This window comes from Rosenbergiella nectarea (assembly GCF_900111105.1).
GTDB lineage: Bacteria > Pseudomonadota > Gammaproteobacteria > Enterobacterales > Enterobacteriaceae > Rosenbergiella > Rosenbergiella nectarea.
On record NZ_FOGC01000009.1, the window covers coordinates 96358 to 117103 of the forward strand.

Sequence of the window (20746 nt, forward strand, 5' to 3'; positions counted from 1 at the left end):
GCCCTTTTTAACGTAACTGAAAAACTTATGTTTCAGTCAAGCAATTATTGGGCCAAAAGTTACATCTCGGCAGCGACGACAGTAATGCGCCATCGCTACCGTTTCATCGCCGTTTAATGCTCTGATTTAGGGCGGTATTGCACCATACTCACTGTCCTCGTCCCATAACGTGAAGTATTGGCTTCGCAAGTGAGCAATCAAGGCACTCCTGGACTTAAGCTCTCCCACTCGGTAGTTAGGGAGGTTAGAAAAAAAGATACGTCCTGAGGGCGTCGTCATAACGATGGGCAGACGTTCATTGGCCAAAGTGTCACGCAGTATTCGTTCTAATTGACCGACCATCACATCAGCTGCTGCAACCCCAATCAATTGCTTATCAAAATAAACGGGATAGAGGTAGGTTAATGTATAGGTAGAATTACAGACGTAGTCGACGTAGGGGCCATGTAAATATCCCTCTTTTGTTTCCTTGACGGTAGAAAACCATGAGAATGTCTGATAGTCGACTAAGTGTTGGGAAGCTTTATTTAGGCAATAATTTTTTGCGAGTCGGTGAGATTGAGGTCGGTATAACCACGCAATTTCCCAAGATCGAGTCGTAGATTCGTTATAAAGGGCGAAGCCTGCACCAGATAATAAGTCTTGTTGGCTTAATAATTTTTCTGCAAGAAATAACATATTCTCTTTTATTTTTTTCTCAAGTTTTAAATTAATATCAACTATCTTTTTTGATTCAGAAATCATTTGGCTAATAGTAATTGAAAACTCTCGGGTAGTTTTTTCTATTAATGAAAATGATTCTTCAGATTTACGTTTTATTTTCCCTAATGGCATATTCTTTCATTTCATCCTGAAATCGAGTTAGGTTTTAGACAAAATTAATTTTGTATTCTATTAATGATGAAACGAAAAATTCAATTAAAGCATGGGCTTGAGTTACGGCTAGCGTTTCATCCCTATTCTGTAATGCATTGAAAAGCTCGCGGTAGTGGAAAGTACTTTTAGCATGAAAGGTTTCATCTCGATAAAGAATGGAGATAAGCGGCGCCCATTCAGTGAGAATAATCAACTCTTGGGCGGCTAGCCTTGCTGATTGAGAGTTGGCGGCAAGTGTGAGCAGGCACCGCATATCGGATTGGGTTTTTTGTTGAGGAGTATCGGAATTTTCAAGCGTTGAAATAAGGTTATTCAACGTCGTTAAATCTTGGTCAGTCATTCGCCGCACCGAAAGACGCGCACTGTGTATAATCAACGAACTTTGCATTTCACCGAGATCGGACAAATAATCTGAACTAATATTATTAAAGGGGTGAAAATATTTGACGTAATTTTCAACATTATCACTAATGAAACTTCCGCCATTACGACCTCGGATAGTATATATTAATGATTTACTTCGCAGAGTATTGAGTGCGTCCCTAATAGTAATATGTGAAACGCCCATCATCCGTGCTAACTCTGATTCATTAGGCAGTTGCTCACCTTTTTCTAATAAACCAGAAATAATAGCATTGGAAAGTCTTTGGGTGATTTGTTCTGTTCTACTCGCTTCTCCAATTGGAGCAAAAATAACAGTATGAGTGATCATAGAATTCTCTATGTAAATAATCCTTTACGAATTTTATTTATAACATAAATCCGAAAATATTTAAAGAAAACTAGTGGCGGGTGAGGGGTGTTTTTTTAATAATTAAATTTGATCTTTTATTATTAATAATTTATCGGTCTCTAATTAATACATAATTAATTATTGTGAACAGGCTTTTTAAATATAATTTAATGATGCTCTTTTGGGAGAATTCCGAGTGACACCGGCAGTCAACTTGATGGGTTGAAACCCGCTATTTTTTTGTCTCATCCTGCCACGAGTTGTTCATGACTCTACGTGGTAATTTTGCTAAGGTTGAGAAATTCTTATCAACGTTTATTACGTAAAGGGCGACGGTTAACGCATGCTTTCCAAGAAATCCGCAGCGATACATTCTTCACCGGTTAGAGAATTGCTTAAATTTAGTAAAGAACCTGGATTTATTTCCTTAGCGGGTGGTATTCCTGCCACGGATATGATTGACGTTGAGGGGATTGATAGCGTACTCCAGCAGTTACTCGCTGAAGATCATCGCGATGTTTTCCAATATTCGGTGACAGAAGGTGAATGGCCGCTACGTCAAAGTATTGCCAACTGGACGCAAAATGTGGGTCTCCCCCTCGACCCGCAGCAGATACTGATCACCAATGGCTCCCAGCAAGGCATTGACCTGCTTAACCGGGTGTTCTTAGAGAAAGACGATGTAGTATTAGTGGAGCGTCCCACCTATTTGGCCGCTTTGCAGTTATTGGACTATACCGAGGCGGTTATTGAAGAGCTGGCGTACCAAGGTGATCAGATCGATCTCGGCGCATTGGAAACCCGTTTAGCGGCGGGGGGCGTCAAGATGCTTTATCTTATCCCAACCTTTGCTAACCCTACCGGGCGCATCATTGAAAACGAACAGCGCATCGAAATCGTGAAATTAGCGCACCGTTATCAGGTCGTGATTGTCGAAGATGACCCTTATGGGCACTTAGCCTTTACTGAGCAATGCCGTGAAACCTTCTTTTCACTGGCTCAACAGTTATACGGTGTCGACCATAACGTCTGTTATATGTCGAGTTTCTCGAAAATTTTCTCCCCTGGTTTACGCTTAGGGTGGCTCGCGCTTCCTGAAAAATTCCTTATGGCGGTTACCGTAGCGAAACAGGCATTGGATCTGCATACTTCAACTCTGAATCAACATATCGCTGCCCGTTATATCGCTTCGGGGCGAATTGATCAGCGTATCGCCTTATTAAAAGAGACTTATCGCCAACGTCGTGATGGGTTAATCGAGTCTTTGCAGCGACACCTCGGTGACGCGATTACTTTTAACCGTCCTGAAGGTGGCATGTTTTTATGGTGCCACCTGAAAGAGGGTATGGACGCGAGTCGGTTATTGAAGGCCTGTATTGAGGAGAAAGTCGTGTTTGTGCCGGGCGATGTCTTCTTCGCGGAAAATCCAGAAAAGAACGCGTTACGTCTCTCTTACTCCATGTTGACGCAACAGACTGCCGATGAGGCCGCTGTCCGTATCGCACGCGCACTGCAGACGCTTTCCTCCTAATCTCCTGCAGGGGAAGGGATCCTCTTCCCCTGATATTCACACTCTTCTTTCGAAACCGTCGAAAAAATCAGGTATAGTCCGTTTTTTCGGAGGAACCATGCTGACCAACACATCTGTACGTCTCAACAAGTATATTAGTGAGAGCGGTATTTGCTCTCGTCGCGATGCCGATCGTTACATTGAACAGGGTAACGTCTTAATTAATGGACGACGCGCCGCTGTTGGGGCCCAGGTTTATCCTGGCGATACTGTGATGGTCAATGGTCAGCTGATTGAACCGCGTAATGAAGACGATCTGGTTCTAATCGCGTTAAATAAGCCGGTGGGAATTGTTACCACTATGGAAGAGACAGAGCGCGATAATATCGGTGATTTCGTCAATCACAGTAAGCGTGTCTTTCCAATTGGTCGACTCGATAAAGATTCCCAAGGTCTTATCTTTTTAACCAATCATGGCGACTTGGTGAATAAAATCTTACGCGCCGGGAATAATCACGAAAAAGAGTATATCGTGACGGTAGATAAACCGATTACCGACGAGTTTATCCGTGGCATGGGTGCGGGCGTGCCAATGCTGGGCACGGTGACGAAGAAGTGTAAAGTCAAAAAACTCGATAGCCATGTCTTTCGTATCATCCTTGTTCAAGGATTAAACCGACAGATCCGTCGGATGTGTGCTCACTTCGGTTTTGAGGTGACTAAGCTCGAACGGACGCGCATTATGAATGTCAATCTGACGAGAATTCCGTTGGGAGAATGGCGTGATTTGACCGATGACGAACTGATCGAACTGTTTAACCTAATTGAGGATTCTTCATCAGAAGATAAACCGGTGGAGAAAAAACCGGCTAAAAAAGCCCTAAAAAGGCCAGATATTGCCCCGCCCGTTATGTCCGCCCGTTCGACCAAGAAACCCCCCGCTCGCCAAAAATTTTCCAAACCGGGGCGTCAAAAGAAAGGGCGTTAATTGACCCGCCACGTCGCGGACTAAGGTCGGCATAGAGGATTTCCCTGCTGGCACTTGACGCGTAGGCTTGGCTCGATTACAACTAAATGATGTCGGGGGAGTCTCGCGTAAGAGACTGAGAGGCTGTGAGCGTATGACGCCGTGCAGCGACCCTTTGAACCTGACCCAGTTAATACTGGCGTAGGAAGACGGGTTGCCTGTGTGCGACTTGGCACAGCCCTTAATGGGGTAGTGCCTCATTCCCTCTGCCTTATCTGGGTCTCTAACAAAGAGGCCATCCATGTTAATTCTTCTCTCTATCAGCCAGGTCAGACGATGAGTCGCTGGAGCATTCTCGGCCGCGGTGTAAGCGGACTCTGCGTAGCAAAACTATTAGTCGAGCAGGGTGAGCAGGTCGACGTGATTGAGCAGCCAGATTATCCCACCGCGTCATGGTTCGCCGGGGGGATGTTGGCACCCTATTGTGAAGCAGAAAGTGCCCCGCAAGAAGTGGTTACCCTTGGGCAGCATGCGCTCGCGTGGTGGCGGCAACGGGTACCGAATGTACAACAACAGGGTACCTTAGTCATCGCTCCCCCCAGAGATCAGCAAGAGCTTAAGGTCTTTGCCAGCAAAACGACGCACCACCAGTGGGTGAAGCCGGTGGAGCTTGAAGCCGATCTTGGCTCACGTTTCGATAACGGGCTTTTTTTTGCTGAAGAAGGGCATCTTAATCCTCGCCAAGCTTTGGCCTCCCTCGCGCAGCAACTGCTGGAACAAGGTGTCGTGTTTCACTCCTCTCAGCCCTGCGGCAATATTATCGATTGTCGAGGGATTGAGGCTCGATCCGACCTGCCCCCCCTGCGCGCAGTACGCGGCGAAATGCTACGTTTACGCAGTCACGAGCTCGATTTTTCACGGCCTATTCGGTTATTACATCCTCGCTTTCCTTGCTATCTGGTGCCGCGCGGCGGCGGGGAATTTATGTTGGGCGCGACGATGGTCGAAAGCGATGACCCTCGCGGGATGAGTGCACGGGCGGCGGTGGAATTATTGAGTGCAGCTTACACGATACATCCGGCGTTGGCGGAGGCGGAAATCATCGAGACCGCAAGTGGCTTACGCCCGGCTTATCCCAATAATCTCCCCAGTTTCCACTATCAACATAACCGTTTTTATCTGAACGGTATGTACCGCCACGGCTTTCTATTAGCCCCAATTGTCGCGCAGCAACTTGTTGAACAGTTAGCGAAGGAAAAGAGCAATGCAAATCTTACTTAATGGTCAGCCAGTCGAGACAGAGGCAACCGAGCTGGCAGGCCTATTACGTGAACAGCAGATCGATATCACCGTGGTGGCATGTGCCGTTAATGGCCAATTTATCGCGAAAAGCAGTTATACCGCGCTTGATCTCCAAGAGGGCATGCGTGTTGAAGCCCTTTCACCGATGCAGGGGGGATGAGCTATGTTTTATGGGACTTCCTTAACCTCACGTTGCTTATTGGGCACCGCGGGCTATCCATCGCCCGCTATCTTGAGTGCGGCGATTGAGGCTTCAGGCACTGAGGTGATTACGGTCAGTTTACGGCGTGAAGGAGCAGGTGGTCAGGCCTTTCGCAAACTGCTTAGCCAACACTCTCGGCATATTTTACCGAATACCGCAGGTTGCCATAGCGTGAAAGAGGCGGTAACTACCGCTTATATGGCTCGTGAACTCTTCAATACACGGTGGATTAAGTTAGAGGTGATCGGGCATGCCGATAGCTTACAACCGGATCCTTTCGCCTTGGTCGAGGCCGCCAAAATCTTATGCGCCGACGGTTTTCAGGTTTTCCCCTATACCACCGAGGATCGCATCGTGGGGGAAAAGCTTTTAGCGGCAGGGTGCCAAGTGCTTATGCCGTGGGGCGCACCGATTGGATCGGGGCAGGGCCTGAATAATTTACGCGGTTTGCAAGCGTTACGAGCCGCTTTTCCTGAGATCCCGATGATCATCGATGCTGGGATCGGTGCGCCGTCCCATGCTGCGCAAGCCATGGAAATGGGGTTCGACGGGATTTTACTCAACACCGCCGTTGCAAAAGCGCGCAACCCCGTGGCGATGGCGCAAGCGTTCGGCCAAGCCATCACGGCAGGGCACACTGCCTACCAAGCTGGCCTGATGGCGCCACGAGATATGGCAGAGCCTTCTACGCCCTTATTGGGTTTGGCGGATCTGATGTAAGGGGAAGTCATGCAACGCTATCAACGACAAATGCAGTTACCCGAAATCGGTGAGCAGGGGCAGCAGCGACTGCAACAGGCTAGAGTGCTAGTGGTCGGTGCCGGGGGCTTGAGTGCGACGCTACTTCCGCAGTTAGTGGGAGCCGGAATCGGTCGAATTCGACTTTATGATGCTGACCGCGTGGCACTGCATAACCTGCATCGCCAAACGTTATTTAAACAACAAGATATCGGTAAAGCCAAAGCGCTATGCGCCCAAGCACATTTAAGCCAATGTAATAGTGATGTGCTGATCGAGCCGGAAGTGACACATATTACGGCCAGTACCCTCCGTCAGGCATTACGGGATATCGATATTGTCGTCGATGCCGCCGATAATTTTGCCACGACCTATTTATTGTCAGATGCCTGCCTAACCCATGGCTTACCGCTGATCAGTGCGTCAGCCTTGGGGACTCAAGGCTATGTGGGCGGCTTTTGCGGGGGCGCGCCGAGTTATAAAGCCTTATTTCCCCACTTACCAGAGACGGCGGGGAACTGTCAGAGTGCTGGAGTGATGGGCCCCGTCGTCGCCTGCATCGCTGCAATTCAGGCGCAGATGGTCCTGAGTTGGATCTTACAGCGCACGCCCTCTCCGTTAGGGTTGCTGGTAAGGGGTAATTTTACTGATTGGCAGTTCAGCCAGTTTCGCTTTGACACTGCCGTGGAGCCGATCGAAAAAACGCTCCATTTCATCGATCGAGGACAACTGTCACCCAGCGATCTGATCCTAGAGTTACGGGATCGCGATGAAGCGCCGAATAGCGTGGCGGAGACGGCGATCCGAGTCCCGTTCCAGGCACTTGAGCAATGGGATGCACCCGTTTATCAACGCCTCGTTTTGGTATGCCGCACGGGATTACGCTCCGCACGCGCCGAGCGGCTTTTACGCCAGCGCGGGCTAGAGAATATCGTCCTGCTTGCGGCGGGAGGACCCTAATGTTGGGTTTTGACGGCGTGAGTTTTTCTTGGTCAGCGCAGCGGTTACTGCATAATTTTTCACTGACTTTTGCAGTGGGGAAAACCACGGCACTTTTGGGTGCCAGCGGAATTGGGAAAAGTAGTCTCTTACAACTGTTAGCGGGGCTGCGTCCGATCGAGCAGGGAAGGATCCTCGTAGACCGATCACAGATAGCGTGGATGGGGCAACAAGATCAGCTCTATCCTTGGCTCTCTGTGGTGGATAACGTGCTACTCCCGTCAACCCTCACCGGTCAGCCGCCGGACCGCCGTCGTGCCGAATATTTGCTGGAGAAAGTGGGTCTGGCCCACCGTCTGTCGGCAAAGCCCCACCAGCTTTCGGGCGGAATGCGCCAGCGCGTCGCTTTGGCTCGAACGCTCTATACCGACCGACCGGTTATCTTGATGGATGAGCCTTTTGCCATGCTGGATGCCATCACAAAGCTACGACTGCAGACCTTGACCGGGGAGTTATTGAAAGGAAAAACGGTGATTATGGTGACTCATGATCCTGCTGAAGCCTGCCGTCTGGCGGAGGAGATTTTATTACTCCACCGCTCGCCTCTGGAGGTTACTGCGCTAGCCGCCCCCCTAGGGGAACCCCCTCGTCCAGCCGACGACCTAGGGCTGCTTACCGCGCAAGCCGCGTTACTTGCTCGATTGGAGGCGTATGAAATCTCGTCTGAGTAACCTGTTCTATTTTTTAGGCTGTGTGATGGCGCTATGGGTCATCTTAACGCATCGAGGAATACCCGACTATTTACTGCCGACACCGCAACAGGTCGGGACAGCCTTCGTTCAGCAGCCTGCTCTGTTGCTGTCGCAGACGGTGATTACCTTGAGTGAGATGGGCTTAGCGTTGTTATTTGGCGTCGGGGGTGGGGTGATTATCGCCGTGGCCATGGCCAGCCATGTGTGGATACGCCGTTTATTTTATCCGTTAGTGATGGCAAGCCAAGTTATACCGGTTTTTACCTTAGCGCCGCTACTCGTGCTTTGGCTAGGGTTTGGCATCGGCTCAAAGGTAGTGGTGGCTGCCCTCATCCTCTTTTTCCCTGTCTGTTTGACCTTATTCGATGGCCTCTCTCGAGTGCCACAACAGTGGCTAGACCTTGCGACCACGCTACAAGCATCGCGTTGGCGCTGTTTTTGGCAAGTGCGCTGGCCCGCGGCATTACCTTTCTTCTTTTCAGGCTTACAGATGGCGGTCATCTTAGCCCCGATAGGCGTCGTCTTGGGCGAGTGGGTAGGTGCCAGCCAAGGGCTTGGGTACTTAATGATGCAATCCACCGCTCGCATGGAGACGGCCACCAGTTTTGCGGCGCTGATCTGCTTGATGGGCTTAGCGGTATTACTTTCCGGTGTCGTACAAGGGTTACGACGCTATTTTTTATGGCCGACAGGTTAAGGATAAAAACGTGAAAAAATTACTCATTGGTTGTATCGCGATGTGTTGGTTGGTCAACGCAGGCGCTGCGCCGCAAGAAGTACGGGTACTTCTCGACTGGTTTGTGAACCCTAACCATGCATCGCTATTTGCTGCCCAATATAGCGGGGCTTTTGCGCGGCAAGGACTCACCGTTGACTTGATCGCTCCGGCCGACTCGGCTTCCGTGCCGTTATTATTGGCCGCGGGTAAAGCGGATATCGCGATCAGTTATCAACCTCAGCTGTATACCCTAGTAGAGAAAAAGGTCCCGGTCATACGGGTAGGCACCTTAATTGATCAACCGCTAAATACCTTAACGACCTTATCTCCCGCAATACATAGCCTAGCCGACTTTAAAGGTAAAACCATTGGTTATGCGATCCCGGGTTTCGAGGATATCGCCATTAAGCAAATGCTGGCTCACGCTGGCGTTGACCCGAGTACAGTCACCTTAGTTAATTTAAATATGGCTGCTACCACGGCACTCCTTACACACCGTATTGACGGCGCGATGACTATTTATCGTAATTATGAACTGTTGAGTTTGCAGGATAAGGGGGGGCATCCGACCGTCTTCCGTCCAGAGCAGGCTGGCATCCCTGCGTACGATGAATTGATACTATTGGCCCAGCAGGACGAGGCGAAAAAAACGTGGGTAAAAGCTTTCCTGACCGGATTGGATCAGGGGACGGCGTGGTTGAAAGCGCACCCACAGCAAGCGTGGCAAGCCTTTATTCAGCGCTATCCAGAGATGAACACCCGCTTGAACCATCAAGCCTGGCAGGCAACTATTCCTGTGCTAGCCCAACACAGTACGGCCTTTAGTGCTGAGCGTTATCAGAAAATGGGCGACTTTTTACAGCAGAATCATGTTATCAGTCAGGTTGCTCCCCTTTCCCGCTACGTGCAGCAAGCTGGGGAGCAGTAGAACGTTAAGGGGCCTTTTGGGGGGTATTATTCGGCGCAATAAGTTGACGAATTGGCTCTCCCATCAAAACAGATGGATAGTTACCCAGAGCGGCATGATAATTTTTTGCCTGTAAGGGATCCCCCTTACCGTTGTAGACCGCGATATAGGGATAGGCATATACCGGGCGGGTGGCACGCATCGCCTCCGCGGCGGGGGCGACCGGAGAACTGGGGCGTTGCCTACCGTGCATTTGAACGGAGGCAGCATCCTCGGCATTTTTGGTTTTTTCAGCAGCGGGTAAGGCTTGAGGTGCCGCTGTCGCCTTAGTTTTACCCGTTAACAATTGCTGAGGGGCCTGCTGATGCTCAACCCACGCCATTAATGGCGTTAAAAGGTCGATTTGATCATTCCCTTCGCCTCCGCCACAGTGACCGACACCCGGCAGTAAGAACAGTTTAATCACCTGCGCGGCACGGTGGGTCCCGAGCTGTTGTGCTACCTCACGGTAATAAGCAAGCGTTCCGGTAGGATTGATGGAGTCGTCTGCCAGGCCATGCCAAAGAATCAGCTTACCGCCAGCGGCTGCATAAGGTTTAAGGTTGGTGTCTGTCGCATTATAGAGCGGAGCGAGTTTTGTTAGCTGTTGGAAATTAGCTTGGTCGAAGCCAAAATGGGCTAACGTGATATCGCTTTTCTTTCCCTCAGCAGTTAAGACATATTGCAGTGCGGGGAGCGCCATCATGGCGGATGGCGAAGACCCCTGTGCGGTTTCCGGTAACGGCCAGCGTAATTCTGAGCCGATAATCAATCCGCCGACAGCAAACTGGTGCCCTGATGCGTCCTTCGCACCTTGGTAGAGTTTCTCTATAACGCCAATCTCTTCCGCGGTAAAACAGGCACTTTTATCGGCAGCATTGGCCGCGCAGGTTTTCAACCAACTTTTTGAGAAGTGACAAGCAAAAGGGTTCGCTAAGACGCCGTCTTTCACCCCTGACTCTGTCGGGCAATGTGCCAAGACGGTTTGGTGCAGCAACGCTAAACGATTTTTAAGTAAAATAGCACTACCGTCAGCACGCTGGTTCGCGACAACATTCCAACCGTGATAGAACGAATTCTGTACCGTAAAATAGGCAGCGGGTGCGCCCGCACTGATGCCATTGAAATCGTCTGGGAAACGTTGGGCTTCCATCAGTGCTTCGCGGCCACCGTCAGAGCACCCCATAAAATAAGCATATTTCTGGGGTTGACCATAATAGGTGCGTGTTAAGGCTTTGGTAAATTGTGCAGTAAGGTGATTGGCACGGTAAGCAAAATCAATCCGTTTTTGCGGGTCCAATGCCCATGAAGCATCCATCATGCTGCCAGAGTGGCCCATGTTGGTGGCAGCTACCACAAATTCACCCTGTGTAGCAGGCACGCAGCCATTTGCATTCGATAAAGAGAGATTGATCGACCCACACAAGCCGCCACAGCCGACCTGTAAAATTCGTTGTGTCCACTGCTGTTGGGGTAGCGCCACTTCTATACCGATGTCAGGAGAGATTACCGCACTAACCTGGCAAAAGGTTTTATTGTCATGGGTAACGACTTTTGCGCCAGTAAGCGAAATTTTAGCCTCCACCCCTGAGAGCGTCTGCCCGACCAGTTGGCCACAGGCCATGACTGGCTTAACGATCGGCAGCGATGATGCGCTGCGCGCACAAGCATTATGGCTGATAACCATAAGAGAACAGAAAGCGAAGAGAGTCGAGAGTAGTCGCACGTTATTTCCTTATCGAACAGAGTGAACGGTAAACAGTATAGGCGACTGCTTACCGCCTGACTGTTACTGCACTGTAAGCAGTGCGAAAAGATTAGCGGGGAAGCGGCGCCGGCAGGTTGAGTTTTTCTGAGAGCAGTTGGGCGCATTTATCACGCTGCTGACCTTGATGCTGCTGATCAGAGGTAAGACGATCCCAAGCATCTTGGATACGCTTTGCAAGCAAAGGCGAAAAATGACGTTTTTTCAGCGCATAATCCTGATTATTGTTTTCAACGGTCTGCTCCATCCTCGCTTGGATTTGCTGATCAGATCCCGTCGGTTGTAAACAGTAAAGCGAGACGTAATAGGCTTTATCTTGTTCGGTAAAATGGGGCATTAACCACCAGATTGCGGTACAGACAATAATCATCACTGGAACAATAACTTTTAGCTTTAACATGACACTTTCCAAAAATCTCTTAATGGGGCTAGGGTACCCGAATTAATCTAAACTACTAGATGTACAGACGTCTAAATGTCTAATATACTTATTCAACATTTGACATGTAGAGGTCGATACGGTGAAAAAAATTTTAGTCTTATCTCTTTTGGCTGTCTGCGCATTAGGCCTTGTAGGCTGTAAACAGGAAGATGCGCATACCATTAAAGTTGCCATAAACTCTGGACCTGACCAAGCGGTATGGGACACGGTGAAGCAAGTTGCCAAAGATAAATATCAGCTGAATGTTGAGGTCGTGAGCTTCAATGATTATGTCCAGCCGAACGAAGCACTGGCTAACAAAGACGTTGATGCCAACGCTTTCCAAAGTGTGCCGTACTTAGAGATGCAAGCCAAAGAGCGTGGTTATAAATTTGCTATTTTAGGCAAGAGTTTTATTTTCCCGATTGCTGCCTACTCTTCTAAGATCAAGAAGATAGACCAATTACCTAATGGTGCGACGGTCACGATTTCTAATGAAGCGACGACCTTAGGCCGCAGTCTATTGTTACTGCAGGCTCAAGGCTTGATCACTGTCGACCCAAGTAAGGGGTTACTGCCAACGGTATTGGATATTAAGGCGAACCCTAAAAATCTGCAGTTTGTCTTGGTCGACACCCCACAGCTCACCCGTTCTTTAGATGACCCGAAAGTCTGGTTATCAGTGATTAACAATAACTTTGCTTCGCAAGCCGGTTTATCGGCCGCGCGCGATGGACTCTTTATGGAAGGGAAAGCGTCGCCTTATCTTAATGTCTTGGTTGTACGTGAAGGCGACAAAGACGAGACGAAACTGCAGCAGCTGAAGCAGGCTTTCCAATCTCCAGAGGTCGAGGCGAAAGCGAACGCGGTCTATCACGGCGATGTAATACGCGCTTGGTAAGCCGATATGCGCCTAACAACCCATGCTGAGCATGGGTTTTTTTTTTGCCAAACGCTAGTCAGCCAATCGAAAGCAGAAAGCCGGTAGCGACCAAGCTATAGAATACGGCACAGAAAATCGTCATGGCACGATGGTAACGCACCAAGATCTGTTGGGCGGCTGGGGTGGAAAAACAGAAAGCATAAAGGCTAAAAATTGTTATGCCGATCAGGGCGCAGAGGGCGACCAGCAGAAGAGTTGCCAAAGGGGGAGAATGCGGAGAAAGACCGATGCTGGTCACGGTAAGCCAAGTTAGGATCGCTTTAGGGTTCGTCAGGTGTAGACTGACCCCTTGCCAGTAGTAGCGATAATCTTTCCGGTCGATTGATAAGGGCGTAGTGGTAGGACGGGCCGGTGTGGCCAGGGACTTGAGCGTTTTATAGGCCAGCCAAAAAAGATAGGCCGCCCCGAGTAACTTTAAGGCAATTAAGAAACGTGGCTCGGAAAGTAACAGGGGTGATACGCCTAAGGCCGTCATGAGCCCCCAACATAGCGACCCGGTTATAACCCCTGCCGCAAGGATAAAACCGGCTTGACGTCCCTGAGACATTGCCAAGTTAGCAATCGAAAGATTAGCAGGACCGGGGGTGAGCGTGCCTAAACTGTAGACCAAGAGCGCTGGCGCCATTAACGGCCATTCAACGATGTTTATCATCCGGGTGCTCCTTGAGTAAAAACGCCGAGTTAGAGGTTACCCCTAGGTTATTTTGATCATTTTGCGCGCTCGACATACCGGCTTACAGCACCGATATAGTCAATACCGGTGAATATTGGCTATAGTAGCATGACGAGACTAATCAGAAATATCGAGGAATTATGAGTCAGATTACTACGCAAACAGTTCGCTACCATGCTGGCGAGACGGCATTAGCAGGCACATTAGTCTTCCCGAGCGAAACGCCTCAACCGTTACCTGGCTTAGTGATGGCACCGAACTGGTTCGGCGTCACCGATAATGCCGCTAAATTGGCGCAAAAAGTCGCCGAGCAAGGGTATGTTGTGCTGCTTGCCGATCTCTACGGTGAGTCGGCTCGACCGACCAATCCCGATGAAGCCGGTGCCGCGATGATGGCAGTTAAAAATACGCCTGAAGAAGTGGGTCGGATGAACGCCGCGATCGATGCGCTAAAAAGTCAGACAGCCGTTGCGGTTGATGCGCAGAAAATTTCTGCTTTCGGTTTCTGCTTTGGTGGACATTGTGCATTGGAGTTAGCGCGTAGCGGTGCGGATATTCGTGCAGCCATCTCTTTCCACGGTGGTTTAGATACCTGTGGTGCTTACGACGCTACGCAGATTAAGGCCGCAATTTTGGTACTTGATGGGGCGAAAGATCCGTTGGTGCCTCGTGAGCAACTGCCGGCTTTTGTTAATGAGATGACTACCGTCAATGTCGATTGGCAATTGGTGAGTTACCACGATGCGGTACACTCTTTTACCGACGAAACCGCCAATAACCCAGGGGTAGCTGAATTCAACCCTCAAGTCACCGAGCGGGCCTTTACCAGCATGTTTGAATTACTCAAACGCGTAAATTAATTTACGTCCCACCTTAGCCAGCCTTTCTGTGCTGGCTAAAGCTAAATTTCTGCTTAGATAAGTACTTATCCTTATTTTTCTTCTCTCCTTAATTCCGGTTAACTGATTTCTGTGGCAGGCATTATGCCCTGATGATTTCTTGTACGATTAGGGAGTGGAAGATGAAACAACCCACGCGTATTACGCGCACCGTATTGCCTTGGCTGTTGCCTACCGCATTGCTTATCATTTGGCAATTAGGCTCTGCCAGTGGCTGGATTTCAGATCGCGTATTACCGGCTCCTATCCACGTCGTGACCGCCGCGTGGGCGTTAATGAAAAGTGGTGAGTTATGGAGCAACCTATCGATCAGTACTTGGCGCGCGGTCGTCGGGTTTGCTATCGGTGCCAGTGCCGGCCTGATTATGGGGCTAATTACCGGTTTATCCCGTGTCGGCGAACTGTTATTAGATAGTACGTTACAAATGCTCCGCAATATTCCTCATCTCGCCCTGATCCCATTAGTTATCTTATGGTTTGGTATTGATGAGCGAGCCAAAATTTTTCTGGTGGCTTTAGGCACCTTCTTTCCGCTTTATCTTAATACTGCCCATGGTATTCGCCATATCGATAAACAGCTCATTGAGATGTCCCGCAGTTATGGACTGCGTGGAATAGCCTTGTTCTGGCAAGTGATTTTGCCCGGTGCGATGCCCTCTATTCTCGTTGGAGTCAGATTTTCTTTAGGACTGATGTGGCTCACGTTAATCGTGGCGGAAACCATCTCGGCGAACGCGGGTATCGGATATTTGGCGATGAATGCTCGTGAGTTTTTACAAACCGATATTGTCGTCTTTGCCATCCTTCTCTATGCCTTGCTCGGTAAGCTCTCCGATTTACTGACCGTGGCGTTAGAAAAGCGCTTATTACGCTGGCACATCCAATGGCGTAAAGAGGAACTCCCAGTATGAAAAATATTCGTCTCATCACCTCTACCACCGCTTTAGCCTTGCAGCTCAATGCGATCAGTAAAAGTTTTAGTCAGCAGCCGGTATTGAATGGCTTAGATCTGGAAATCCCAGCAGGGCAGTTTGTTGCTGTCGTCGGGCGAAGCGGCTGCGGGAAAAGTACCTTACTCCGCTTGTTAGCGGGGCTAGAGCAGAGTAGCCGTGGTGATCTTGCTGCTAACCATCAACCGTTAGCCGCGTCTGCACCGGCGATCCGTTTAATGTTTCAAGAACCGCGTTTATTACCCTGGAAGACGGTAATTGAGAATGTTGGATTGGGCTTATCAGGACCGTGGCGTGAAGAAGCGAAAGCCGTTTTAGCCGCCGTCGGCTTGGCGGATAAGGCTAACCAGTGGCCAGAAACCTTGTCCGGAGGACAAAAACAGCGTGTGGCTTTAGCCCGGGCTCTCATCCATCGCCCAGGATTATTGTTACTTGATGAACCGCTAGGCGCGCTAGATGCCCTCACGCGCTTAGAGATGCAGCAGTTACTGATTGAGTTATGGCAAACATGGAAATTTACGGTGGTACTGGTGACGCACGATGTGAGTGAGGCGGTGACTACCGCCCAGCGGGTGGTGATGCTCGATAAAGGTCAGGTCAAACTCGATGTTGAGGTTGGCATGCCCTATCCACGTTTAAGCACGCAAGCGAATGTTGCCACCCTCGAACGACAGATTTTGGCGGCCATCATGCAGCCAGACCAGTCGGTTACTCTCCCGGCCCGCCAAGCAATTTAAGGCAGAACAGAATAAGGTGATTATTGATGACTCATACCGCGAACTCCCCCGATTTCTTTTGGTTCTTACCCACTCATGGCGATGGTCGTTATCTTGGGACCCAGCAGGGGGGGCGTACGGTCGACCTTCCCTATTTACAACAAATCGCACTCGCGGCTGATAATTTGGGTTATAGCGGCGTCTTGATCCCAACAGGAAAAAGCTGTGAGGATTCTTGGCTGGTGGCCGCGGCCTTAGCCCCCATCACCCGGAAATTGAAATTCTTGGTGGCGGTTCGTCCCGGCCTACAGCCGCCCTCACTTGCGGCACGCATGACCAGTACCTTGGACAGACTTTCGCAAGGGCGTTTACTCATTAATGTCGTAACGGGGGGAGACCCAGAAGAGAACAAGGGGGATGGGATTTTTTTAAGTCATGACCAGCGTTACCAAGTGACCCGCGAATTCTTGCATGTCTATCGTCGTTTACTGGCCGGTGAAAAAGTCAGTTATCAGGGCGAGCAACTGCGTGTTGAAAATGCTGAACTGCTATTTCCTAGCCATCAAGACCAAGGTCCTCCCATTTATTTTGGCGGCTCTTCCGAGTCAGCCGTCGACGTCGCTGCCGAGCATGTCGACACTTATCTGACTTGGGGGGAACCACCGGCACAGGTCGCGGAGAAGGTTACTAAAGTTCGGGCTAAAGCGGCGGAAAATGGGCGTGAGGTCGAGTTCGGTATTCGTCTCCACGTCATTGTTCGTGACACCGAACAAGAAGCCTGGCAGGCGGCAGAACAACTGATCGCCCATTTGGATGATGATACGATCGCCCGTGCACAAGCCATATTCTCGCGGATGGACTCGACTGGCCAAGCAAGAATGCGGGAACTACATGGCGGGTCCCGGGATAATTTAGAGATTTCCCCCAACCTCTGGGCAGGGATTGGATTAGTAAGAGGGGGTGCAGGAACCGCATTAGTGGGGGATCCACAACAAGTTGCTGCTCGGATCCGCGAGTACCAAGCGATAGGGATCAATAAATTTATTCTGTCAGGCTACCCACACCTTGAAGAAGCATGGTCGTTCGCCGAGCGGGTTATGCCACTCTTTTCGACGGGAGAAGGGGCTGTGCGACAGGGACCACATGGCGAAACCATTGGTAACACTGAACTACCGCGTCAGGTCAGTGCCAGTTAGTCAGGAAAAGTCCCAATAAAAACGCCGCTCAATCTATAGATGTTGAGCGGCGTTTTTTGTTCTGCAGTGATCAGCTAGTGGCTGGCGTCTTGTGACCAGGTTGCACGGTTAACCTGTACTTGGCCGGGAATAAGATGAATTTTACTGAACGCATCGGCTAGCGTCTGCTGCTGGGCAAATACCTCAGGTGTCATACGCTCGGTGGTGTAGTCGAGGCGGGCTAATGTGGTGTGCCAGTAGTCAATGCTTAATCCTGTGGCCGTAGAAAGCAACTGCGCGGTCTCTTCTTTATGGCTGTTTGCCCATTGCCCGCTCTCTTTTAACGTATTGACCACTTCTAATGCCAGCTTAGGAGAACCTTCGGCAAATTTACGACGAGATAAGAAGAAGGAGTAGTGAGGGACTAATCCTTCGGCAGTGGTAATTGTACGGGCATGGGTGACTTGGCTGACTTCTGCGTAGTAGGGGTCCCAAATTGCCCAGGCATCGACGGCACCCTTTTGGAACGCCGCTCGCGCGTCTGCAGGAGGTAGATAGACGGGTTGAATATCCTGATAACTCAGCCCGGCATGTTGCAATGCCGCGACCAATAAATAGTTCACATCAGACCCTTTATTCAGCGCAACGCGTTTGCCTTTTAACTCCGCCACACTGTGGATAGGAGAATTGGCGGGGACAACAATCGCTTCATTTTTGGGGTTAGCCACCGAGTGAGCTAAATAAACTAAATCGGCTTTAGCCGCTTGAGCGAATATAGGGGGGGCATCGCCGGTTGCGCCAATATCCACACTACCAATATTTAATCCTTCCAATAATTGCGGGCCAGCTGGAAACTCAACCCAGCGAACGGTAACGCCTTGCGAGGCGAATCTTTTTTCGAGGGTATGCTGCGATTTAATAATCGTGAAGAGGCTGGCTTTTTGATAACCAATCGTTACCACGGATTGCTCAGCAAAGCTCAGGGTCGGTATCAGTAATAAGCTCGTCACAACAAGACTTGAGGTAAAAATCTTTTTCATCAGTACTCCGGCGATGCACGTAGGAAAGACTGTTATCTATAGCAACTTTACTGCAGCAGGGTAACTATGAAAAAAGACAAAGGATATCCATTAATGTGATTAGCCATTAACCGTAGAGCGACCGAGTGGTTAGCGGTAGTCTTCTTATTTTACCGCGGCATTCTCGGTAATCTGTCTTAATTTACCGTAAATGATAAAAGAGAGAATAACCCGCTCACAGGAAATACGTACGGCAATTCCCCCGAAAATACGAATGTAGGGACCAGAATATAATCCACCGAAGAATAAAAGTATGAAATTAACTTTTATTTAGCATTATTCTTAGTAAGAAAAGAGTGGTCCACGATAATCGGAACTTAGCTAGCCTGTGTTTCTGCGTCTAACACTTTATTAATGATCGCATACTGTAACAGCATAATCGTTTTCGCATCATTAATTTCGCCTTGTTGCATCATCGTAACGGCTTGTTCGAAAGAGAGTTCAAGCACTTCAATATCTTCGCCTTCTTCAAAGATCCCACCGCCAGAATTTATACGGTCATGGGGGGTGTATTCGGCGATAAAGAAATGCAGCTTTTCGGTAACCGCTCCTGGGCTCATCCATGCATCGAAGATCTTGGACACCTGCTGAATACGATAACCTGTTTCTTCCTCTATTTCTGCGCGGATCCGGGTGATCGGATCTTCTCCTTCTAGTAAGCCTGCCGCAGTTTCGATCAGTACGCCGGAATCACCCTGGATCTTTAACGGTAAACGAAACTGGCGAGTTAAAATAATGGATTGCTGTGCGCGGTTATAGAGAAAGACGGTTACACCATCCCCTTTATTATACACTTCACGGCTGAAGGTCTGTTGACTACCGTCTATCCGCTGGTAATCAACCGTGTATTTTTTCAGGGAATACCAATCATCAGAAAGAATTTGTTCGTTAATAATGGTTATTGAGCGGGGGGTTGTAGACATGGTGCCTCCTTGGTCGAGGCAAAAAGGTAACGCTTCAAGGAGAGGCTGGCAAGAGAAGAATCTCCGTACCCGATGAGGTCGGATACGGAGAGGGGGCTTAGAAGCTCAAGTTGGCGCTGATACCACCGACTAAAGCATTTTTCACGCCGTTCTCGGCACCTGGTGCGACAACGTATTGCAGGTTAGGACGAACTTGCAGCCAGTTGGTTGCATGAATATTGTAATACACTTCATAGTCATACTCTGAACCGTGCTGAATCGGGATCCAAGCTGGGTTGCTATCGTAATAAGCACCGTTAGAACGGTTTTCACGACGTTGCATAGTTGAATAGCTTGAGTTGACGTGGATACGGGAGGCGCCAATTCCGATTTCATCTTCTGGACGTGCGTCGGCTAGGCCTTTCCATACCAGAGTCAGCGATTGGTAATTATCAATTTTCGCTGTCTTATGGTCGTTCATCACCGCTTGAGCCGTTAAGGTTAGGCCGCGATCGCTACCCCCTGGTTGGGAAAAAAGTTGTTGTTGGGCAAGTACATAGCCGCCGTAAGCATGAGCGGTATCGGTATTTCCATTACGCCATGAGCCATAGACTTGGTCACGGACAGAAGAGTAATAACCCCCTAAACGGTAGTTACCTTTTAAGTTGTCTGGACCGAAGGTTGGGTGCCAAACGACTTCTGCTGGAACCAAGTTTCCTTCTGTTTGACTGACTTCAAAACGGAAACCATCGCCACGGTCATAGTTGTAAGGGGTTTGGTTATAGAAACCCACTTGGAAGAAAACATCAGGCGTGATGTTGACGGCAACACGGCCACCCCATTGAGAGACTGGCCAGTTGTACCAGTGATCACCACGCCAGTTACCTGCTTGGCCGCCACCGAAGGCCAAGTTTTGGAACTTACTGTCGATGGAATCAAAGTCTTCACCTACGGTGACGCGACCCGCTTTCACATCCACTAAGTTGTCGAAGAAATGCTTACGTAACCAAAACTGCGTTAAACGCCACGTCTGACCACGGCCATAAACTTCCTGGACGGAAGAGAGTGTGCCATTACGGCTGACGGCATCGTCCGATAAGTTACGGCCATTACGGTCAGTAATGGTCATTTGGAACTCGGTATCGTTCCAACCTAAAAGCTTCTCAAGATCTAAATCAACGCCAAAAGCCCATTGGTCAGAATAACGCATGGTGGTTGAGGAGCGGTAGCCTCCGGCTAAATTAGCCGCACTTTCCATGGTGTAATTGACCTGAAAATCCACGCCTTCATCTTTTAATTGACTACGCGTGCCATTCCAGTCACCCAGCATCCAAGCGGAGTCGTAACTGAAGGGTTCTGCCGCGTGTGCCGCGGGTAACGCGCTTGCGCAGCTGACCGCCACGAGGGACATCGCAAAGAAAGAAGGTGAACGTAAGAAAAATTTATTTTTTATTTTCATTATTTTTATCCCGAAAAAAGGTGTTAACACTCTGAAGAGGTTACCGCAGAATAACGCGTAAATTAGTGCCAATTTTATTAA

General features: G+C 49.4%; 22 protein-coding genes and 1 riboswitch. Of the genes, 14 read left to right on the forward strand and 8 right to left on the reverse strand.

The window, feature by feature from the left end:
• Nucleotides 1-126 precede the first annotated feature (126 nt).
• Both BMX14_RS11615 and BMX14_RS11620 read right to left on the reverse strand, forming a co-directional pair.
• Nucleotides 127-678 carry a cache domain-containing protein gene (locus BMX14_RS11615; protein ID WP_143056415.1) on the reverse strand — a complete coding sequence of 184 codons (552 nt, stop codon included), beginning with the start codon at nucleotides 676-678 and terminating at the stop codon, nucleotides 127-129.
• Between the two features lie 190 nt (nucleotides 679-868).
• The gene (locus BMX14_RS11620; protein WP_092676983.1) at nucleotides 869-1588 is read right to left on the reverse strand and encodes a FadR/GntR family transcriptional regulator; all 720 of its coding nucleotides are present in this window, start codon (nucleotides 1586-1588) and stop codon (nucleotides 869-871) included.
• Between the two features lie 364 nt (nucleotides 1589-1952).
• On the opposite strand from BMX14_RS11620, the gene BMX14_RS11625 reads away from it, so the two are divergent.
• The 9 genes from BMX14_RS11625 to BMX14_RS11665 all read left to right on the forward strand — a co-directional run bounded on the left by BMX14_RS11625 (nucleotide 1953) and on the right by BMX14_RS11665 (nucleotide 9665).
• Nucleotides 1953-3140: an aminotransferase-like domain-containing protein gene (locus BMX14_RS11625; RefSeq protein WP_092676985.1), complete on the forward strand. Its 1188-nt coding sequence runs from the start codon at nucleotides 1953-1955 to the stop codon at nucleotides 3138-3140.
• Nucleotides 3141-3237: 97 nt separating this feature from the next.
• Nucleotides 3238-4107 carry a 23S rRNA pseudouridine(2604) synthase RluF gene (gene rluF, locus BMX14_RS11630; protein WP_092676987.1) on the forward strand — a complete coding sequence of 290 codons (870 nt, stop codon included), beginning with the start codon at nucleotides 3238-3240 and terminating at the stop codon, nucleotides 4105-4107.
• 84 nt (nucleotides 4108-4191) lie between these two features.
• Nucleotides 4192-4311: riboswitch (TPP riboswitch) on the forward strand.
• A 111-nt stretch (nucleotides 4312-4422) separates the two neighbouring features.
• Nucleotides 4423-5367 (forward strand): FAD-dependent oxidoreductase, encoded by a 945-nt coding sequence (locus tag BMX14_RS11635; RefSeq protein WP_092676989.1) that lies wholly within the window; start codon nucleotides 4423-4425, stop codon nucleotides 5365-5367.
• On the forward strand, nucleotides 5351-5548 hold the full coding sequence (thiS, locus tag BMX14_RS11640) for a sulfur carrier protein ThiS (protein ID WP_092676991.1): 198 nt from the start codon (nucleotides 5351-5353) through the stop codon (nucleotides 5546-5548). The genes BMX14_RS11635 and thiS overlap by 17 nt, the downstream gene beginning before the upstream one ends.
• Nucleotides 5549-5551: 3 nt before the next feature.
• Nucleotides 5552-6310 (forward strand): thiazole synthase, encoded by a 759-nt coding sequence (locus BMX14_RS11645; RefSeq protein WP_092676993.1) that lies wholly within the window; start codon nucleotides 5552-5554, stop codon nucleotides 6308-6310.
• Between the two features lie 9 nt (nucleotides 6311-6319).
• Nucleotides 6320-7288, forward strand: coding sequence for a HesA/MoeB/ThiF family protein (locus BMX14_RS11650; protein WP_092676995.1), 969 nt, complete (start codon nucleotides 6320-6322; stop codon nucleotides 7286-7288).
• Nucleotides 7288-7998: an ABC transporter ATP-binding protein gene (locus BMX14_RS11655; protein ID WP_092676997.1), complete on the forward strand. Its 711-nt coding sequence runs from the start codon at nucleotides 7288-7290 to the stop codon at nucleotides 7996-7998. The genes BMX14_RS11650 and BMX14_RS11655 overlap by 1 nt, the downstream gene beginning before the upstream one ends.
• Entirely contained in the window at nucleotides 7979-8716 is a 738-nt protein-coding gene (locus tag BMX14_RS11660; protein WP_092676999.1) for an ABC transporter permease, read from the forward strand. Before BMX14_RS11655 ends, BMX14_RS11660 begins: the two co-directional genes overlap by 20 nt.
• Nucleotides 8717-8726: 10 nt before the next feature.
• Entirely contained in the window at nucleotides 8727-9665 is a 939-nt protein-coding gene (locus BMX14_RS11665; RefSeq protein ID WP_230527469.1) for an ABC transporter substrate-binding protein, read from the forward strand.
• Nucleotides 9666-9669: 4 nt separating this feature from the next.
• Here BMX14_RS11665 and BMX14_RS11670 read toward each other — a convergent pair whose 3' ends face one another.
• Together BMX14_RS11670 and BMX14_RS11675 are read right to left on the reverse strand one after the other, a co-directional pair.
• The gene (locus tag BMX14_RS11670) at nucleotides 9670-11370 is read right to left on the reverse strand and encodes a tannase/feruloyl esterase family alpha/beta hydrolase (protein WP_092677105.1); all 1701 of its coding nucleotides are present in this window, start codon (nucleotides 11368-11370) and stop codon (nucleotides 9670-9672) included.
• 130 nt (nucleotides 11371-11500) lie between these two features.
• Nucleotides 11501-11848 carry a hypothetical protein gene (locus tag BMX14_RS11675; RefSeq protein WP_092677001.1) on the reverse strand — a complete coding sequence of 116 codons (348 nt, stop codon included), beginning with the start codon at nucleotides 11846-11848 and terminating at the stop codon, nucleotides 11501-11503.
• Nucleotides 11849-11996: 148 nt separating this feature from the next.
• Between BMX14_RS11675 and BMX14_RS11680 the strand changes: the two genes are divergently transcribed.
• Nucleotides 11997-12770, forward strand: a complete 774-nt coding sequence (locus tag BMX14_RS11680; protein WP_408011876.1) for a MetQ/NlpA family ABC transporter substrate-binding protein — start codon at nucleotides 11997-11999, stop codon at nucleotides 12768-12770.
• Between the two features lie 58 nt (nucleotides 12771-12828).
• Here BMX14_RS11680 and BMX14_RS11685 read toward each other — a convergent pair whose 3' ends face one another.
• Nucleotides 12829-13464, reverse strand: coding sequence for a LysE family translocator (locus BMX14_RS11685; RefSeq protein WP_230527471.1), 636 nt, complete (start codon nucleotides 13462-13464; stop codon nucleotides 12829-12831).
• A 161-nt stretch (nucleotides 13465-13625) separates the two neighbouring features.
• Between BMX14_RS11685 and BMX14_RS11690 the strand changes: the two genes are divergently transcribed.
• From BMX14_RS11690 to ssuD, 4 genes are all read left to right on the forward strand, one after another.
• Complete coding sequence (locus tag BMX14_RS11690) at nucleotides 13626-14345, forward strand: dienelactone hydrolase family protein (protein WP_092677005.1); 720 nt, start codon at nucleotides 13626-13628, stop codon at nucleotides 14343-14345.
• Nucleotides 14346-14506: 161 nt separating this feature from the next.
• Entirely contained in the window at nucleotides 14507-15295 is a 789-nt protein-coding gene (gene ssuC, locus BMX14_RS11695; protein WP_408011875.1) for an aliphatic sulfonate ABC transporter permease SsuC, read from the forward strand.
• Nucleotides 15292-16071 carry an ATP-binding cassette domain-containing protein gene (locus BMX14_RS11700; RefSeq protein WP_092677009.1) on the forward strand — a complete coding sequence of 260 codons (780 nt, stop codon included), beginning with the start codon at nucleotides 15292-15294 and terminating at the stop codon, nucleotides 16069-16071. The genes ssuC and BMX14_RS11700 overlap by 4 nt, the downstream gene beginning before the upstream one ends.
• Before the next feature lie 26 nt (nucleotides 16072-16097).
• Nucleotides 16098-17246, forward strand: a complete 1149-nt coding sequence (gene ssuD, locus BMX14_RS11705) for an FMNH2-dependent alkanesulfonate monooxygenase (RefSeq protein ID WP_092677011.1) — start codon at nucleotides 16098-16100, stop codon at nucleotides 17244-17246.
• Nucleotides 17247-17320: 74 nt separating this feature from the next.
• Here the strand turns inward: ssuD and BMX14_RS11710 are convergent, their stop codons facing one another.
• From BMX14_RS11710 to BMX14_RS11720, 3 genes are all read right to left on the reverse strand, one after another.
• Nucleotides 17321-18265 (reverse strand): sulfonate ABC transporter substrate-binding protein, encoded by a 945-nt coding sequence (locus tag BMX14_RS11710; RefSeq protein ID WP_092677013.1) that lies wholly within the window; start codon nucleotides 18263-18265, stop codon nucleotides 17321-17323.
• A gap of 356 nt (nucleotides 18266-18621) precedes the next feature.
• The gene (locus tag BMX14_RS11715; protein ID WP_092677015.1) at nucleotides 18622-19227 is read right to left on the reverse strand and encodes an NUDIX domain-containing protein; all 606 of its coding nucleotides are present in this window, start codon (nucleotides 19225-19227) and stop codon (nucleotides 18622-18624) included.
• A gap of 97 nt (nucleotides 19228-19324) precedes the next feature.
• Entirely contained in the window at nucleotides 19325-20617 is a 1293-nt protein-coding gene (locus BMX14_RS11720; RefSeq protein ID WP_092677109.1) for a carbohydrate porin, read from the reverse strand.
• Between the last annotated feature and the right edge of the window lie 129 nt (nucleotides 20618-20746).

Excerpts from the sequence above, each read along its gene's own strand:
- BMX14_RS11615 (WP_143056415.1), bottom strand. The coding sequence starts at position 678 with ATGTTATTTCTTGCAGAAAAATTATTAAGCCAACAAGACTTATTATCT.
- BMX14_RS11620 (WP_092676983.1), bottom strand. The coding sequence starts at position 1,588 with ATGATCACTCATACTGTTATTTTTGCTCCAATTGGAGAAGCGAGTAGA.
- BMX14_RS11625 (WP_092676985.1), top strand. The coding sequence starts at position 1,953 with ATGCTTTCCAAGAAATCCGCAGCGATACATTCTTCACCGGTTAGAGAA.
- rluF (WP_092676987.1), top strand. The coding sequence starts at position 3,238 with ATGCTGACCAACACATCTGTACGTCTCAACAAGTATATTAGTGAGAGC.
- BMX14_RS11635 (WP_092676989.1), top strand. The coding sequence starts at position 4,423 with ATGAGTCGCTGGAGCATTCTCGGCCGCGGTGTAAGCGGACTCTGCGTA.
- thiS (WP_092676991.1), top strand. The coding sequence starts at position 5,351 with ATGCAAATCTTACTTAATGGTCAGCCAGTCGAGACAGAGGCAACCGAG.
- BMX14_RS11645 (WP_092676993.1), top strand. The coding sequence starts at position 5,552 with ATGTTTTATGGGACTTCCTTAACCTCACGTTGCTTATTGGGCACCGCG.
- BMX14_RS11650 (WP_092676995.1), top strand. The coding sequence starts at position 6,320 with ATGCAACGCTATCAACGACAAATGCAGTTACCCGAAATCGGTGAGCAG.
- BMX14_RS11655 (WP_092676997.1), top strand. The coding sequence starts at position 7,288 with ATGTTGGGTTTTGACGGCGTGAGTTTTTCTTGGTCAGCGCAGCGGTTA.
- BMX14_RS11660 (WP_092676999.1), top strand. The coding sequence starts at position 7,979 with ATGAAATCTCGTCTGAGTAACCTGTTCTATTTTTTAGGCTGTGTGATG.
- BMX14_RS11670 (WP_092677105.1), bottom strand. The coding sequence starts at position 11,370 with ATGGTTATCAGCCATAATGCTTGTGCGCGCAGCGCATCATCGCTGCCG.
- BMX14_RS11675 (WP_092677001.1), bottom strand. The coding sequence starts at position 11,848 with ATGTTAAAGCTAAAAGTTATTGTTCCAGTGATGATTATTGTCTGTACC.
- BMX14_RS11685 (WP_230527471.1), bottom strand. The coding sequence starts at position 13,464 with ATGATAAACATCGTTGAATGGCCGTTAATGGCGCCAGCGCTCTTGGTC.
- BMX14_RS11690 (WP_092677005.1), top strand. The coding sequence starts at position 13,626 with ATGAGTCAGATTACTACGCAAACAGTTCGCTACCATGCTGGCGAGACG.
- ssuC (WP_408011875.1), top strand. The coding sequence starts at position 14,507 with ATGAAACAACCCACGCGTATTACGCGCACCGTATTGCCTTGGCTGTTG.
- BMX14_RS11700 (WP_092677009.1), top strand. The coding sequence starts at position 15,292 with ATGAAAAATATTCGTCTCATCACCTCTACCACCGCTTTAGCCTTGCAG.
- ssuD (WP_092677011.1), top strand. The coding sequence starts at position 16,098 with ATGACTCATACCGCGAACTCCCCCGATTTCTTTTGGTTCTTACCCACT.
- BMX14_RS11710 (WP_092677013.1), bottom strand. The coding sequence starts at position 18,265 with ATGAAAAAGATTTTTACCTCAAGTCTTGTTGTGACGAGCTTATTACTG.
- BMX14_RS11715 (WP_092677015.1), bottom strand. The coding sequence starts at position 19,227 with ATGTCTACAACCCCCCGCTCAATAACCATTATTAACGAACAAATTCTT.
- BMX14_RS11720 (WP_092677109.1), bottom strand. The coding sequence starts at position 20,617 with ATGTCCCTCGTGGCGGTCAGCTGCGCAAGCGCGTTACCCGCGGCACAC.